General features: G+C 65.0%; 15 protein-coding genes. 9 read left to right on the top strand and 6 right to left on the bottom strand.

All coding sequences use genetic code 11. The features are described from left to right. Positions 1–265: 265 nt before the first annotated feature. From QAZ22_RS10090 to QAZ22_RS10070, 5 genes are all read left to right on the top strand, one after another. On the top strand, positions 266–1,153 hold the full coding sequence (locus QAZ22_RS10090) for a sugar phosphate isomerase/epimerase (protein ID WP_278073785.1): 888 nt from the start codon (positions 266–268) through the stop codon (positions 1,151–1,153). Between the two features lie 59 nt (positions 1,154–1,212). Next, the gene (locus QAZ22_RS10085) at positions 1,213–2,382 is read left to right on the top strand and encodes a mandelate racemase/muconate lactonizing enzyme family protein (RefSeq protein ID WP_278206597.1); all 1,170 of its coding nucleotides are present in this window, start codon (positions 1,213–1,215) and stop codon (positions 2,380–2,382) included. A 2-nt stretch (positions 2,383–2,384) separates the two neighbouring features. Then, on the top strand, positions 2,385–3,101 hold the full coding sequence (locus QAZ22_RS10080) for a FadR/GntR family transcriptional regulator (protein WP_278073783.1): 717 nt from the start codon (positions 2,385–2,387) through the stop codon (positions 3,099–3,101). A 6-nt stretch (positions 3,102–3,107) separates the two neighbouring features. Beyond that, positions 3,108–4,085 (top strand): hydroxyacid dehydrogenase, encoded by a 978-nt coding sequence (locus QAZ22_RS10075; RefSeq protein WP_278206596.1) that lies wholly within the window; start codon positions 3,108–3,110, stop codon positions 4,083–4,085. A gap of 70 nt (positions 4,086–4,155) precedes the next feature. Beyond that, a complete protein-coding gene (locus tag QAZ22_RS10070; RefSeq protein WP_278206595.1) occupies positions 4,156–4,515 on the top strand; it encodes a hypothetical protein in 360 nt (119 codons plus the stop codon). A 24-nt stretch (positions 4,516–4,539) separates the two neighbouring features. Here QAZ22_RS10070 and QAZ22_RS10065 read toward each other — a convergent pair whose 3' ends face one another. Then, positions 4,540–5,835 (bottom strand): amidase, encoded by a 1,296-nt coding sequence (locus tag QAZ22_RS10065; protein ID WP_278206594.1) that lies wholly within the window; start codon positions 5,833–5,835, stop codon positions 4,540–4,542. 171 nt (positions 5,836–6,006) lie between these two features. Between QAZ22_RS10065 and QAZ22_RS10060 the strand changes: the two genes are divergently transcribed. Next, positions 6,007–6,354 carry a GFA family protein gene (locus QAZ22_RS10060; RefSeq protein WP_278073779.1) on the top strand — a complete coding sequence of 116 codons (348 nt, stop codon included), beginning with the start codon at positions 6,007–6,009 and terminating at the stop codon, positions 6,352–6,354. A 90-nt stretch (positions 6,355–6,444) separates the two neighbouring features. After that, positions 6,445–7,614, top strand: a complete 1,170-nt coding sequence (locus QAZ22_RS10055; protein ID WP_347566937.1) for a nitroreductase family protein — start codon at positions 6,445–6,447, stop codon at positions 7,612–7,614. A gap of 140 nt (positions 7,615–7,754) precedes the next feature. On the opposite strand, the gene QAZ22_RS10050 is transcribed toward QAZ22_RS10055, so the two are convergent. Continuing rightward, complete coding sequence (locus QAZ22_RS10050) at positions 7,755–8,969, bottom strand: MFS transporter (RefSeq protein WP_278206592.1); 1,215 nt, start codon at positions 8,967–8,969, stop codon at positions 7,755–7,757. Between the two features lie 171 nt (positions 8,970–9,140). On the opposite strand from QAZ22_RS10050, the gene QAZ22_RS10045 reads away from it, so the two are divergent. Together QAZ22_RS10045 and QAZ22_RS10040 are read left to right on the top strand one after the other, a co-directional pair. Then, complete coding sequence (locus tag QAZ22_RS10045; RefSeq protein ID WP_278206591.1) at positions 9,141–10,106, top strand: AraC family transcriptional regulator; 966 nt, start codon at positions 9,141–9,143, stop codon at positions 10,104–10,106. Between the two features lie 107 nt (positions 10,107–10,213). After that, complete coding sequence (locus QAZ22_RS10040; RefSeq protein ID WP_278206589.1) at positions 10,214–10,645, top strand: DUF4437 domain-containing protein; 432 nt, start codon at positions 10,214–10,216, stop codon at positions 10,643–10,645. A gap of 34 nt (positions 10,646–10,679) precedes the next feature. Here QAZ22_RS10040 and QAZ22_RS10035 read toward each other — a convergent pair whose 3' ends face one another. The 4 genes from QAZ22_RS10035 to QAZ22_RS10020 are packed head-to-tail and all read right to left on the bottom strand — an operon-like array spanning position 10,680 to position 14,039. Further along, positions 10,680–11,765, bottom strand: a complete 1,086-nt coding sequence (locus tag QAZ22_RS10035; RefSeq protein ID WP_278206588.1) for an ABC transporter ATP-binding protein — start codon at positions 11,763–11,765, stop codon at positions 10,680–10,682. After that, positions 11,765–12,868, bottom strand: a complete 1,104-nt coding sequence (locus QAZ22_RS10030) for an ABC transporter ATP-binding protein (RefSeq protein WP_278206586.1) — start codon at positions 12,866–12,868, stop codon at positions 11,765–11,767. Before QAZ22_RS10030 ends, QAZ22_RS10035 begins: the two co-directional genes overlap by 1 nt. Then, positions 12,865–13,086, bottom strand: a complete 222-nt coding sequence (locus QAZ22_RS10025) for a hypothetical protein (protein ID WP_278073773.1) — start codon at positions 13,084–13,086, stop codon at positions 12,865–12,867. The genes QAZ22_RS10030 and QAZ22_RS10025 overlap by 4 nt, the downstream gene beginning before the upstream one ends. Then, positions 13,083–14,039, bottom strand: coding sequence for a carbohydrate ABC transporter permease (locus QAZ22_RS10020; protein ID WP_278206585.1), 957 nt, complete (start codon positions 14,037–14,039; stop codon positions 13,083–13,085). Before QAZ22_RS10020 ends, QAZ22_RS10025 begins: the two co-directional genes overlap by 4 nt.

Below are 14,039 nucleotides of genomic sequence, written 5' to 3'. Positions count from 1 at the left end.
CCACAGCAAACGGCGGAGAGGCAGCGACCACAACCGTGGGAGGAAGATTTAATCCATTGAAATCAACATATTGTATGGAGAACAGGACGTCATGTGCGGTCTCCTTGCCGTTCATGTGAATTTGCTGTAGAGGTCTTCTCAGGCCCAATTGGTCGAACCAGTTTTCAAGAAAAATCGCTGGAACGCCTTGGGGAGGAATCGTGCGGCGCGCTCTTTCGGAGGCGTCGGGGCAAAAGTGACAGGCGAATTCTGGGAAGGATAGACCATGCATCTTTCGACGCACAACTGGATGCGGGCGGAGCCGCTGGAGGTGACGCTCAAGCGCATCAAGAAGTTCGGCTATGAGTCGATCGAGATTTCCGGCGAGCCCGAGCAGTACCGGATCAAGGAAACGCGCGCGCTGCTGAAGGAGCACGGTATCCGCTGCTGGGGCGCGGTGACGCTGATGCTGGGCGAACGCAACCTTGCCGCCAAGAACCAGGGCCAGCGCGAGCGCTCGGTGCAATACGTCAAGGACGTGCTGACCATGGTGAGCGAACTCGACGGCGAGATCATCACGCTGGTCCCGGCGACCGTCGGCAAGGTGGTGCCGGACGGCACCGAGGCGGAAGAATGGGGCTGGGTGGTGGACGCCACGCGCGAATGTTTCGCCCATGCCAAGAAGGTCGGCGTCAAGATCGCCGTGGAGCCGCTCAACCGCTTCGAGACCTATCTCTTCAACCGCGGCGCCCAGGCGCTGGCGCTCGCCGACGCGGTGAGCCCGGAATGCGGCGTCTGCCTCGACGCCTATCACATCCACATGGAGGAATTTAACGTCTATGACGCCATCCGGCAGGTCGGAAAACGCCTCTACGACTTCCATGTCGCCGACAACAACCGCTTCGCCGCTGGCCTCGGCCAGATCGATTGGCCGAAGATCGTCGGCACGTTGAAGGAGATCGGCTATGACGGCGCGCTGACCAATGAGTTCGTCGCGCCCGTCGACCGCACGCCGGCCGCTCCCTATCCGGAGATGGTGGAGCGCAACCCGGTCGACATCTCGCCCGAACAGCTCAAATTTATCCAGGACCACGGCTCCAGCGTGCTCACCGAGAAATTCTACACCGACCAGATGCGCATCACCGCCGAAACGTTGCTGCCGCTGATCAAGTAGAGGATCCGATCGAAGCTTAGCCCTTCCGCCCTCGCCGGGCGGCGGGGCCGGGGATGAAGATGCGTATCAGAAACGTCCAAGCCTGGTGGGTTCGCATACCGATCGAAGCGGAGCGGCAGCACCGCAGCGACTTCGGTCAGGTGACGACGTTCGACGCCGCAATCCTGCGCATCGAGACCGAGGACGGCCTGGTCGGCTGGGGCGAAGGCAAGAACGCCGCCGGCAGCGCGGGCAGCTATGGCGCGCTGGTCCACATGCTGAACCACGAGATTGCGCCGCAGCTTATCGGCCGCGACCCGGCCGACATCGGCATCATCTGGGAGATGCTCTACAATGGAGTGCGCCATCAAACTGCGGCCCATGGCGGCCACGCCATGCCTCAGCTGGCGCGGCGCGGCATGAGCGTGGCGGCGATCAGCGCCGTCGACATCGCGCTCTGGGACATCCTCGGCAAATCGTTGGGGCAGCCGGTGTGGCGGCTGCTCGGCGGCCGCAAGGTCGAGCGCATGCAGGCCTATGCGTCGGGCGGTTGGGCCGGGGCCGACGCGATCGGCGAGCAGCTCAAATCCTACATCGCCAGAGGCGGCTTCAAGGCGCTGAAGATGCGCGTCGGCGCCATGGACGGCGCGCCGCATATTTCGGCCGCGCGCGTGCGTGCCGCGCGGCAAGCGATCGGCCCGGACGTCGAGTTGATGGTCGACGCGCACGGCACTTACACGGTCGCCGAGGCGAAGCGCTTCATCAGTCTCACCGCCGATCTCGATCTCGCCTGGTTCGAGGAGCCGGTGATCGCCGACGACAAGCCCGGCATGGCCGAGGTGCGCGCCTCGGGCTCGATACCCATCGCCACCGGCGAGAGCGAGGCGACGCGCTACGCCTTCCGCGACCTCGCGGTGCTGAAATCGGCCGACATCTTCCAGCCGGACCCCGCATTCTGCGGCGGCATCAGCGAGGCGATGAAGATCGGCACCATCGCCAGCGCCTTCAACCTGCGCTTTGCGCCGCATCTTTGGGCCGGCGCACCCTGCTTCTTTGCCGGGCTGCATGTCTGCGCGGCCTCGCCCGCGAGCTTCATCGTCGAATATTCGCTGGGCGCCAATCCGATGATACACGATCTGGTCGAGGAGACTGTCGAAGCAAAGGACGGTATGATAGCGATCCCTGAAAAGCCCGGATTGGGATTCACCATTTCGGAGCGATTCCTGGAGGCGCACGCGCAACGCATCTGACGATGAAAGAAAAGAACCTTCTTGCGGAACTCGCCGCCTATCTGTTCTCCAACTCGGACAAGGAGTCGGGCCGCACCCCGTCGGAGCGCGAGCTGGCGGAGCATTTCGGCGTCAGCCGCGGCCAGATCCGTGAGGCGCTGGCGATCCTGGAAGCCATGCGCATCGTCGAGCGCCGCGCCAAATCCGGCATCTATATCGACACCAAGCAGGCGAGCGTAGAAGCGTTAGCGCTTTTCGCCCGCGCCGGTCTGCCGCTCGATCCGGTGCAGATCTACGAGACCGTCGAGCTGCGCAAGATCCATGAGATCAAGGCGGCCGAGCTTGCCTGCTCGCGCGCAACGGAAGAGAATTTCGAGCGGCTGCGCGAGATCCTGAAGGCCTCCGAGGAGCGCATTGCCGCCGGCGAAGGCCTCGCCAAGGAAGACCGCGAGTTCCACCTCGAGATCGTGCGGGCGACCAAGAACGGCGTCTTCCACAATATCTGCAGCGTCTACTATCTGATGGGCGAGCAGCGCCTGCCGATCTATTTCAACGACCCCGAGCGCAGCGTGCGCTCGCATGCCGAGCATATCCAGATCTACGAGGCGCTGCTGCGCCGCGACGGCAACCTCGCCCAGGCGCTGATGAGCGCCCATCTGCAGGGCGCGGAGAGCTACTGGAAGGGGATCATCGAAGGTCGCTGGACGGAGCCGAAAAGCGCGACGCTCGAGAAGGCCTGAACGCTGATGCCCAAGATCCTGTCGACGCATCCGCTGCATCCACGCGCCACCAAAATGCTGGCCGGCGCCGGCAGGCTGGCTATTGCGTCCGCCCTCGATGCCAGGACGCTGGCCGCCGAGGCGAAGGACGCCGACATCGTCATCGTGCGCGCGCCGCTGCCGCCGGAACTCTTCGATGGCGCCAAAAACCTGCGCGCGGCGATCCGCCACGGCGCAGGTCTGGACATGATCCCGGTCGAGGCGGCGACCGCGACCGGCGTGCTGGTGGCTAACGTGCCGGCCGTCAATGCCCGCTCGGTCGCCGAGCATGTGATGTTCACGGCGCTTGCGCTGTTGCGGCGCTTCCGCGTGATGGATCGCGACCTGCGCGCCAAGGGCTGGCTCGCAGGGCGCGAGCACGCCAATTCGACCAGCGAACTCGCCGGCAAGACGATCGGGATCGTCGGTCTTGGGGCGGTCGGTCAGGCCGTCGGCCATATCGCGGCGCACGGTTTCGACCTCAATGTCGTGGCGACCACGCGCAGCTTGCGTCCGGCGCCGGAACGCGTCGGCTTCCTGTCGATCGACGCGCTGGTCGAGCAGAGCGACATCATCGTGCTCTGCTGTCCGCTGACCGAGGAAACGCGCGGCCTGATCAGCGGCGAGCGCATCGCCCGCATGAAGCCCAATGCGCTTTTGATCAATGTCTCGCGCGGACCGGTGGTCGACGACGAGGCGCTGATCGAAGCCCTGCGGAAGGGTCGCATCGGGGGTGCAGCGCTCGACGTCTTCGCGACCCAGCCGCTGCCGCCGAACCATCCCTATTTCGGCTTCGACAACGTCATCGTCACCCCTCATATGGCCGGCATCACCGAGGAATCGATGATGCGCATGGGCGTCGGCGCCGCCGGCGAGGCCTTGCTGGTGCTGGCCAACAAGCTGCCGGTCAACCTGCGCAACCCTGAAGTGATCGAGCACTACCGGCAGCGCTTTCCGAGCGACTGACGCCTGCCTCAATTTTCCCGGATTTGACGACGACCTTCCAGCTATGCCTAAAAGTGCCGCGCGAGCCCTGTTGATCGCTGGCTTCTGCCTGTCCGGGGCCGAAGCCCGTGCCGACGGACAGGGCAGCTACGTCCCCTGCGACAACGGCTTGCGCTGCGTGATGGCGCCCTGCCCTTCGAACAGCGCGCTCGACCTCGCCTCCGGCAAGATCATCAAGGGCGTCTCGGTCGACATTGACGGCCTGCCGCAACAGGACAAGGCGCTCGACCTGTCGGATAAGCTCTATGCCGGCAAGGTCGTCGTTGCCGGCACGATCGAGAGCCGGCCGCATAGTTTCAACGGCAAGCGGTACAGCCTGCCGACACTGGTCGCGACGGGCATCGAGAGGGCAGCGAAGGACAGCGAGCGCGGCCATTGCTCGGCACATTGAGGCTCGCCGCCCGGGCCATCAGCCTCAGCCCTTCAGCAAAGCCTCCACCGACGCGGCGATGCCGAGAAGGCGACGATCGTGCCCATGCCTCGCCACCAGCATCAGTCCGGCCGGCAGCTTTGTGCCGGGCATCGGCAGCGAGATGGCACACAGATCGAACTGGTTGGCGACCTGCGTGTTGCGTAAGAGCAGACCTTCCGTTCGGTCCCGAAGCGCTTCATCGCCGGCCATGGCGGCGATCGACGGCGCAACCATCGGCACGGTGGGCAGGGCAAGCACGTCGACCGCTTGCAGCCGGGCCTCCATGGCCGCAACCAGTTCTGTCCGGCGGCGGATTGTCCTGATGTAGGCGGAAGCGGGAACCGTCAGCGCGCGCGACAAAGGCCCGCTGACATGCGGATCGACCGGCACCGACGCGCCGGACGCCAGCCAGTCGGCATGCACTTCCGCGCCTTCCATCGACGCGATCGAAGCCCTTTTGGTCGCTGCGCGCATCTCGGCGATGAGATCGTCGATCGGCAGGTCGGCGACGTACCCGCCGACTTGTCCGATCTTGCCGATGCGCTGCTCGAAGGCTGCGGCGAGCTCGGCTTGTGTGTCGTCAAAGAGCCGGCCGCGCGGAATGCCGACACGCAGGCCGGCGAGCAGGATCGGCTGGAGAGCAGTCGGCTCCTCGCCCGCCATGATCGCGTCGGCAGCCATGCAATCCGCCACGCTGCGGGCGAGCGGACCGATCGAATCCAGCGTCGCCGACAAGGGAAAGGCGCCGGAGAGCGGCACGCGCCGTGCCGTCGGCTTGAAGCCGACGACGCCGTTGAGCGCGGCCGGAATGCGCACCGAGCCGCCGGTGTCCGAGCCGACGGAGATGTCACTGCTGCCCTCGCCCACCGCGACCGCCGCTCCGGACGACGAGCCGCCCGGGATCAGGCTGGCATCGGCGGCATTGCCCGGCGTGCCGTAATGCGGATTGTCGCCGATGGCGGTGAAGGCGAACTCGGTCATGCTGGTCTTGCCGAGGATCACGGCGCCTGCCTGGCGCAGCCGGCGCACGATCGCCGCGTCCCGCGCGGCTGGCTGGGCACCGGCGCGCATCAGCGAGCCCGCCCTCGTCGGCTCGCCGGCGACATCGAACAGATCCTTGATCGAAATGATTACGCCATCGAGCGGTCCGAGGCTTACGCCCGCCTTCCTGCGGGCATCGGCCGCATCGGCGGCGGCGGACGCCGCTTCGGCATAAAGCTTGGTGTAGACCTTCTCGTCGCCGGCGCGATTGGCAAGACGTGACAGGATGATTTCGAGACGGTCGCGGACGGATTGCATGTCGATGTCGGACTCCGCAAGGATGCAACGTCTTTAAAGCAATTCCAGGAAAAGCGTGTAGCGGTTTTCCGTCCGGAATTGCGTGAAAACAAAGAATGCAGCCCGCCAGGCCTGCGCAAGGGATAACTCGGCAAACGTGCCTTTGCACCTGCCAGTGATAGGAAGAGACCGATGCTGTACAAAGGCAGCTGCCATTGCGGCAAGGTGGCGTTCGAGGTCGAGGGCGAGCTCGGCGGCGTCGTGCACTGCAATTGTTCGATCTGCGCGCGCAAGGGCGCGCTGCTTTGGGCCGTGCCGCATGAAAGCCTACGGTTGGTCGCCTGGGGCGACGACCTCGGCAAATACACTTTTGGCAAGGGCTCGATCGCGCATCGCTTCTGCCGGACCTGCGGCATCCATCCCTTCGCCGAGGATGTCAGCCAAAGCAGTGAGCGCAGCGCCTACATCAACATCAATTGCCTCGAGGGGGTCGACCTCGCCGCAGTGCAGGTCTTCGAATTCGACGGACGCGCTGCCTAGGGAGCGCCAGAACCTTGGGTCCGAGCAGGAAAGGGCCATTGCCGCAAGCGCTTTGCCGCTCGCTATGGATGCAAGGGCTTGCATGCCAGCATGGTCGACCAGCAGGCCTTGATGGAGATCAAAGGGCAACCTTCCGACTGGCACTATCTTGCCTGCGAGTTTGGCCGAGAGGGCACGATGAACAGGCGAAAGATGCTCGTCGGCGCAGGCGCCTTGGTTGTCGCGGCGGGCGCCGGTGTAGCCGGTTGGCGATCGGCGGTCGGATCGATGGCCCAGTATGAGGCTTTCACCGCGCGATTGCACAGCGAACTGACGCCCGACCTTGAAGCCGTGGTCCGCTACGCCACCCTGGCGGCCAACAGCCATAATACGCAGCCCTGGCGGTTCCGGTTGGAAGGGCAAGCAATCGAGATACGGCCTGACTTTCGGAGGCGGACTCCTGTCGTCGACCCTGACGACCATCATCTCTATGTCAGCCTGGGATGCGCCATGGCCAACCTTGCACTCGCCGCGGCGGCGACAGGCCGTCCGGGCGAGGCCTCGCTCACGGCCGACGGCGATGGTGTCCGTTACGATTACGTCATGGGCGCGCCAAAGGTGGACCCGCTGGTCGACGCCATTTCAAAACGCCAATCGACGCGTGCCGAATACGACGGTCGCGCCGTCCCTGCGGCGGACCTCGTCGAAGTCGAGCGAACAGCTGCGATCCCAGGTGTAGGCCTCGCACTCGTTACCGACAGGACACGGATGATAAAGGTTCGGGATACCGTCCTTGCCGGCAACGAAGATCAGATGAACGACCCCGCGTTCATGCGTGAACTGGAGCAGTGGATCCGATTCAACCCGCGCAGTGCGATGGCTCGAGGTGATGGGCTCTTCTCTGCCGCGAGCGGCAATCCGGTGCTGCCCACTGGCTTGGGTCGGATCGCGTTCGACCGGCTATTCGACGTCGCGCAGGAAAATCAGAACTACGCCCGTCAAATTGACTCTTCCGCCGGGGTCGCGATCTTTTTTGGCGAGCGATCGGACCATGATCAATGGATCAGGGTCGGCCAGGCCTGCCAGCGCTTCGCTTTGGCCGCAACGGGTCTGGGGCTCAAGATCGCCTTTATCAATCAGCCCATCGAGGTCGCCCGCTTGCGCGCCGACCTGGCGGCGATCGTCGGCGAGACCCGCAGACCTGATCTTGTGATGCGGTTCGGGTACGGACCCACCTTGCCTTTTTCGCCAAGAAGGCCGGTGGCTTCGGTTATCGGTTGATCGCCTCGGATAACAGCGGCCAGGATTGCTGGCTTGTTCCGTTTGCCAAATCACCGACTTTCCGGCAGCCACAATGACAGCTTCGACCCGGAGCCGCTGAAGGTCCCCGGGTCGAAGCGAAAAGCTCATACCGAGTTAAACTATTCAGCCTGTTTTGGCCCGATCGCGAAAGTCACCAGGGCCGCGAGCAACGTCGCCGCGGCGCCATAGGCGAAGGCGCTGGCGACACCGGCATGGTCGACCAGCAGGCCGCCGAAGACCGCGCCCAGCGCGATCGCCACCTGGAACGTCGCGACCATCAGGCCGCCGGCGCTCTCGGCCTGGTCGGGCGCGGCGCGCACCAGCCAGGTCTGCAGCCCGACCGGCACCGCGCCGAAGGCAAAGCCCCAGGCGGCAACCGCGATGGCCGCGATCACCGGCGAGGCGCCGAGGATCAGCATGGCAAGCGCCGACAGCGCGATCAACAACGGCGCCAGCGCGACCGCAAGCTTCAGGTTGCGCTCGGCCAGGAAGGCGCCGGCGAAATTGCCGAAGAAGCCGCCGATGCCATAGGCGAGCAGCACCAGCGAAATGGTCTCGATCGGCATGACGGGAACCGTCTCCAGGAACGGCCGCACATAGGTGAAGCCGGCAAACTGTCCGGAGGCGACGAGCAGCACGACCAGGAGAGCGACGCGGATCGTCGGCCGCTTCAGCACCTCGATCAGCGTCCGGAAGCTCGCCACCGCCGTCGGCGGCAGGCTGGGAATGGTGGCAAGCTGAACCAGCAAGGTCAGCGCGCCGACGACCGCCGCGATCATGAAGGCCGTGCGCCAGCCCCAGATATCGCCGACATAGGCGCCGACGGGAGCCGCCGTCACGGTGGCCACCGAAACGCCGGTCAGGATGATCGACATGGCGCGCGGCATCAGCCGCATCGGCACCAGCCGCATCGCCATGGCGGCCGACATCGACCAGAAGCCGCCGAGCGCGATACCCAGAACCACACGGGCCAGAAGCAACATCGCGAGCGAGGAAGCGAAGGCGGCAACGAGGTTGGAAACGATCAGGAGGATGGTGAGCATCCACATGACCAGTCGGCGGTCGAGCCGCTTGGTGACGATGGCCATAGTGGGCGCGGCGATCGCGCCGACGACGGCCGTCGCCGTCACGGCCTGGCCGGCGGCACCTTCACTGACGCCAAGATCCTGCGCCAGCCGCGTCAGCAGGCTGGCGGGCAGGAATTCGGCCGTCACCAGGCCGAACACGCCGAGCGCCAGCGAGACCACCGCGCCCCACACAGGCTCGGTTCGCTCCTCCGGTTCGGTTCTGTCGAGAACAGCGTCGTCGATGACGCCTGTGGCGGGTTCGGTCATGGCAAACTCTCCGATCTGTCTGCGGCGCCACGCGGGGGATGACCAACTGTAGACCAACCCGTTACATGCTTGGCGGGCGGCTCCGTCGGTCCGATTGGTTGCGGCGCAACATTTGGCTGCGGTGCAACATAGGGAGTGACTGCCTGGAGTTTCCATGCTAGAAACGCCGAAATGAATTACAATTCGTCCAAAACCACATTGCCGGCATCCGGCGACCCGCTGACCGACATGTTGCGCGGCTTGCGGCTCGATGGTGTCGAATATGGCCGCTGCGTGCTGGGCGAGCCCTGGGCTGTTTCCTTCCCTGCGCAGAAGGCGGCGCGCTTCCATTTCATCGGCCAGCAGGGCTGCTGGCTGTTCTCGCCGGCCAAGGAATGGATCGAGCTATCGGTGGGCGACGCGCTGCTGATCCCGCGCGGCGACGAGCACGTGCTGGCGAGCGCGCCCGGCGTTCCGCCCGTGCCGATCGGCCGCTACACCATCGAGCCGGTCTGCGAGAACATCTACGATGTCTCCAACGGCTGCGACGGCTGCAAGACCTTGCTGTTTTGCGGCAGCATGCACTTCAATCTCGACGGCTCGCATCCGCTGCTCGACATGATGCCCGACCTGATGCGCGCGCATGAGCTGATGGCGAACGCGCCGGGCATCCAGCATCTGCTCGACGCGATGGCCGGCGAGGTGACGATGGACCGCGTCGGCTCCGGCGGGATTCTGGCTCGGCTCGCCGACGTGCTCGCCGCCACGATCATCCGCTCCTGGGTTGAGAATGGCTGCGGCGACGCCACCGGTTGGATCGCCGCCGTCCGCAACCCGGACGTCGGCAAGGTGCTCGCCGCAATTCACCTGCAGCCCGATCGCGACTGGACGGTCGAGGCGCTCGCGAAGATGATGGGGGCGTCGCGTTCGGCCTTCGCGCAGCGCTTCGCCACGGTGGTCGGCGACACGCCGGCTAAGTATGTGCTGCGCGTGCGCATGCACCAGGCGCGGCAGTGGCTCGCCCGCGACGGCATGAGGGTGTCGGTGGCGGCTGCGAAACTGGGCTACGATTCCGAAGCTTCCTTCAGTCGCGCCTTCAAGCGGGTGGTGGGCGTCGCGCCGAGCCATCTGCGCAACAACGGCGACGACCATCCCTGACATCGCGGCCACGCCGCCACCTGGCTGGAGGAATTGCCAAATCTTTTGGACGAAGGGCCATTCCTCGCCCGCTGAGACGGCATAAGCTTTTGGTGGAGGAAACCGCCATGGCCAATTACTTTGCACCGCTCGCGCTGGCCGCGCTGGCCGTCCTTCCGGGACGGGCGTTCGCGCTCGAGGACAGCTACCTGCCCGCCGACAAGATCCCTTACCTCGTCGAAGCGCCGGACCAGCCCCAGCGCCTTGGTCCGCTGTGGGGCGAGCGCGCCAAAGGCCCGGCCGGCACGCTGCTCAAGGTCCCCGGCAACTGGCGCGCGCCGGTCCACGCCCACACCGCCGACTATCGCGCCGTCGTCATCAAGGGGCTCTGGGCGCATTGGCAGATGCAGGGCGGCGAAGCGACCAAGGTCGAGCTGCCGCCGGGCTCCTATTGGACCCAGAAAGCCGACGAGATGCATGACGACGCCTGTCTGTCGGACACCGAATGCGTGATCCTTTTGATCAACGACACGCCTTACGAGACGTACCTGCCGAAATAGCCCAAGCGGTAGCGGTTGGACGAACGGCTGGCCGCTATCCGGCGTGGCGCAGGCTAACCCCGCTGCCCTTGTCGAACATCACCACCTTGTCCGGATTCCAGGCGAAGCGGACCGGCTGCTCGATCTCGACGGCGGTCCTCGCCGGCACCGTGGCTCTCAGCATCGTGTCGCCGACCCTCAGCGTCACGATCTTCTCGACGCCGTGGTTTTCGACGTCGTGGACCTGCGCCTCGACCGGCGCACCGCTCTCCAGATAGACGTCCTCCGGACGGATGCCGAAGACGAGCGGGCGACCGTCGGTCGCACCGCCCGTCCTGGCTCCCCCAGAAAGCGGCAATTCGAAATTCATCGGCGCCATCACCGCGCGGTTTTCGACCATCCTGCCGTCGATGAGGTTCATCGGCGGCGAGCCGACGAAGCTCGCGACATAGGTGTCGCGCGGATTGTTGTAGATCTCCTGCGGCGTGCCGGTCTGGACGATGCGGCCATGGTTGAGCACGCCCACTTTGTCGCCCATCGACATCGCCTCGATCTGGTCGTGGGTGACGAACAGGAAGGTGGCGCCGAGCTGCATCTGCAGGTTTTTCAGTTCCGTGCGCAGCGCCTCGCGCAGCTTCGCGTCGAGCGCCGACAGCGGCTCGTCCATCAGGAACACGCGCGGCTTGCGCACGATCGCCCGGCCGATCGAGACGCGCTGCATCTCGCCGCCGGAGAGCCTGTCGGTCTTGCGGTCGAGCAGGTGCTCGATCCTGAGCGTGCGGGCCGCGCGCGCGACGCGATCCTTGATCTCGTCGTCCGGCAGGCGGCGTATCTTCGGCTTCAGCGGGAATTCGAGGTTCTCGCGCACCGTATAGCGCGGATAGAGCGAATATTGCTGCAGCACCAGCGCGACGTCGCGCTCGGCCGCGCCCCAGCTAGCAACATCGACGCCGTCGATGAAGACCTGTCCCTCGGTCGGCTTGTCGAGCCCGGCGATCAGGCGCAGCGTCGTGGTCTTGCCGGCGCCGGTCTCGCCGAGAAGCACGAAGAACTCGCCGTCGGCGATCTCGAGATTGAGGCCGGTCAGCGCGGTATGGCCGCCGAACTTCTTGGTGATGTTCTTCAGTTCGATATGGGCCATTACAGCCTTACTCCGAGTGACTTGCCGCTTGCCGTGTCGAAGAAATGCGCCTGCTCCGGATCGATGCGGGCATGGACCTTTTCGCCGGGACCCGAGACGTAGCCGGCCTTGGTGCGGGCGCGCAGCATCTTGGAGCCGACCTTGAGGTCGACAATGTCGAAGGAGCCGAGCGGCTCTATGATCTGCGCCTCGACCGGCATGTAGCCGGGCGCGGCATCGTGCCGAACGAGCACGCCTTCCGGACGGATGCCGAGCGTCAAGCCGCCGTTGGAATGCCCGTTGAGCTTGGACAGCAGCTCGCGCGGGAATTCGAAACCCTTGGGCGTGCCGCCGACGGCAACGGAGGCGATGCCGGCCTGATCCGCGACGGTGGCCTCGGCAACGTTCATCACCGGACTGCCGACGAATTGCGCCACGAACAGGTTGGCCGGGTGCGAATAGACCTCGTCCGGCGTGCCGACCTGTTGGATGAAGCCTTCATGCATGATGACGATGCGGTCGGCCAGGCTCATCGCCTCGATCTGGTCGTGCGTGACGTAGATCGTGGTCGAACCCTGCTTGATGTGCAGCCGCTTGATCTCGGCCCGCATCTCCTCGCGCAGCTTGGCGTCGAGCGCGCCGATCGGCTCGTCCATCAGCATCGCCTTCGGGCGCCGCACCAGCGCCCGGCCGATCGCCACGCGCTGCATGTCGCCGCCCGAGAGCGCCGACGGCTTCTTGTCGAGCAAGTCCGTGATGCGCAGGACCCTGGCGATCTCGCGCACCGATTTGTCGACTTCGCCGCTGCTCAGTCGCGTTGCGCGCAGCGGAAAGGCAATGTTCTCGAACACCGTCATATGCGGATAGAGCGAGAAGGACTGGAACACCATGGCGATGTCGCGGTCGGCCGCCTTGAGGTGCTGCACGGCCTTGCCGTCGATCAGGATGTCGCCCTGATCGATCGTCTCCAGCCCCGCTATCGCGCGCAGCGTCGTGGTCTTGCCGCAGCCCGACTGGCCAAGCAGCACGATGAACTCGTTGTCGGCGATGGCGAGGTTCAGATTGTGGATGACCTGGACGGCGCCGAAGAATTTCTCGATGCCGCGAAGTTCGATCTGCGTCACTGCCGAGCCCCCTCATGCGTCGCGGCGCCGGTTTCCTCACTCTGCTCCGGCGCAATCTTGGACGTGATGTTGAAGCCGATCAGCCCGATCAGGATGATCGTCACGCCGTAGGAATGCAGGCCAAGGCTCCATGGCTGACAGAGCGCGATGATGCCGAGCACCATGAGGATCTGCGACGCCGGCAAAAGATACTTCTCGTTGATCGCGCGAAAGCTCATTTGCGGATCGCTCCGAAAGTCACGCCGCGAAGCAGGTGGTTGCGCAGCAGGAAGGTGAAGATCGCGACCGGCAGCAGGAACAGGAACGTGCCCGCCGCGATCGTGGTCCAGTCCGGCAGGCCGGAACCGATCTGGCTTGGGATGAAGGGCGGCGCCGTCTGTGCGCGCCGGTTGGTCATGATCAGCGCGAAGGCGTACTCGTTCCAGGCGGTGATGAAGCAGAACACGGCGGTGGCGGCGATGCCGGTCGCCGCTTCCGGCAGCACGATCTTGAAGAAGGCTTGCATGCGCGTGTAGCCGTCGACGAGCGCAGCCTCCTCATACTCCTTCGGGATCTCGTCCATGAAGCCCTTCATCAGCCAGACCGAGAAGGACAGGTTGAAGGCGACGTAGAGGATGATGAGTCCGATATGCGAGTCGTTGAGGCCGACCGCCCGGTACATCAGGAACATCGGGATGGCGACCACCACCGGCGGCAGCATGCGTGTCGACAGGATGAAGAAGAGAAGGTCCGCCTCGCCGGCGATCTTGAAGCGCGAGAAGCCGTAGGCGGTGAAGGTTCCCATGCCCACCGCGAGCACGGTGCTGATCACCGCCACGATCAGGCTGTTCATGAACCGGTCGGGATATTGCGAAAGCTGCACGTCCTTGCCGACTTTCAGCACCCGCTCGCCGCCGTCATAGATCTTTTTTTCCCACCAGGGCGCGGCCTCGTAGGCTTGCGGGTCGACCGTCTTCTGCATCTGCACGCGCTTCGTGAAGAGCCGCACGAACGGCGTCACTTCGGGTTCGAAGAGGACGGTGGGCGGCACGCTGACGGCGAGCTCCTTCGGCTTGAACGCCGTCGAGGCGATCCAGTAGATCGGCGCCAGGAAGATCAGCGTGGCGATCAGCACCGCGGCGATTGCCGCGCGGTTGAGCGCGACCTCGGAAGAAGTGCGGACGGCGGCCAT

The sequence above is a fragment of the Mesorhizobium sp. WSM4906 genome (assembly GCF_029674625.1).
Classification (GTDB): Bacteria; Pseudomonadota; Alphaproteobacteria; order Rhizobiales; family Rhizobiaceae; genus Mesorhizobium.
This window is presented reverse-complemented; position numbering and strand designations above follow the sequence as displayed.

What these genes read in the sequence shown, in the direction of transcription:
- QAZ22_RS10065 (WP_278206594.1), bottom strand. Translation starts at nt 5,835, where the DNA reads ATGCAATCCGTCCGCGACCGTCTCGAAATCATCCTGTCACGTCTTGCC.
- QAZ22_RS10035 (WP_278206588.1), bottom strand. Translation starts at nt 11,765, where the DNA reads ATGGCCCATATCGAACTGAAGAACATCACCAAGAAGTTCGGCGGCCAT.
- QAZ22_RS10040 (WP_278206589.1), top strand. Translation starts at nt 10,214, where the DNA reads ATGGCCAATTACTTTGCACCGCTCGCGCTGGCCGCGCTGGCCGTCCTT.
- QAZ22_RS10090 (WP_278073785.1), top strand. Translation starts at nt 266, where the DNA reads ATGCATCTTTCGACGCACAACTGGATGCGGGCGGAGCCGCTGGAGGTG.
- QAZ22_RS10080 (WP_278073783.1), top strand. Translation starts at nt 2,385, where the DNA reads ATGAAAGAAAAGAACCTTCTTGCGGAACTCGCCGCCTATCTGTTCTCC.
- QAZ22_RS10085 (WP_278206597.1), top strand. Translation starts at nt 1,213, where the DNA reads ATGCGTATCAGAAACGTCCAAGCCTGGTGGGTTCGCATACCGATCGAA.
- QAZ22_RS10060 (WP_278073779.1), top strand. Translation starts at nt 6,007, where the DNA reads ATGCTGTACAAAGGCAGCTGCCATTGCGGCAAGGTGGCGTTCGAGGTC.
- QAZ22_RS10020 (WP_278206585.1), bottom strand. Translation starts at nt 14,039, where the DNA reads ATGGCCGCCGTCCGCACTTCTTCCGAGGTCGCGCTCAACCGCGCGGCA.
- QAZ22_RS10050 (WP_278206592.1), bottom strand. Translation starts at nt 8,969, where the DNA reads ATGACCGAACCCGCCACAGGCGTCATCGACGACGCTGTTCTCGACAGA.
- QAZ22_RS10055 (WP_347566937.1), top strand. Translation starts at nt 6,445, where the DNA reads ATGGTCGACCAGCAGGCCTTGATGGAGATCAAAGGGCAACCTTCCGAC.
- QAZ22_RS10025 (WP_278073773.1), bottom strand. Translation starts at nt 13,086, where the DNA reads ATGAGCTTTCGCGCGATCAACGAGAAGTATCTTTTGCCGGCGTCGCAG.
- QAZ22_RS10075 (WP_278206596.1), top strand. Translation starts at nt 3,108, where the DNA reads ATGCCCAAGATCCTGTCGACGCATCCGCTGCATCCACGCGCCACCAAA.
- QAZ22_RS10045 (WP_278206591.1), top strand. Translation starts at nt 9,141, where the DNA reads ATGAATTACAATTCGTCCAAAACCACATTGCCGGCATCCGGCGACCCG.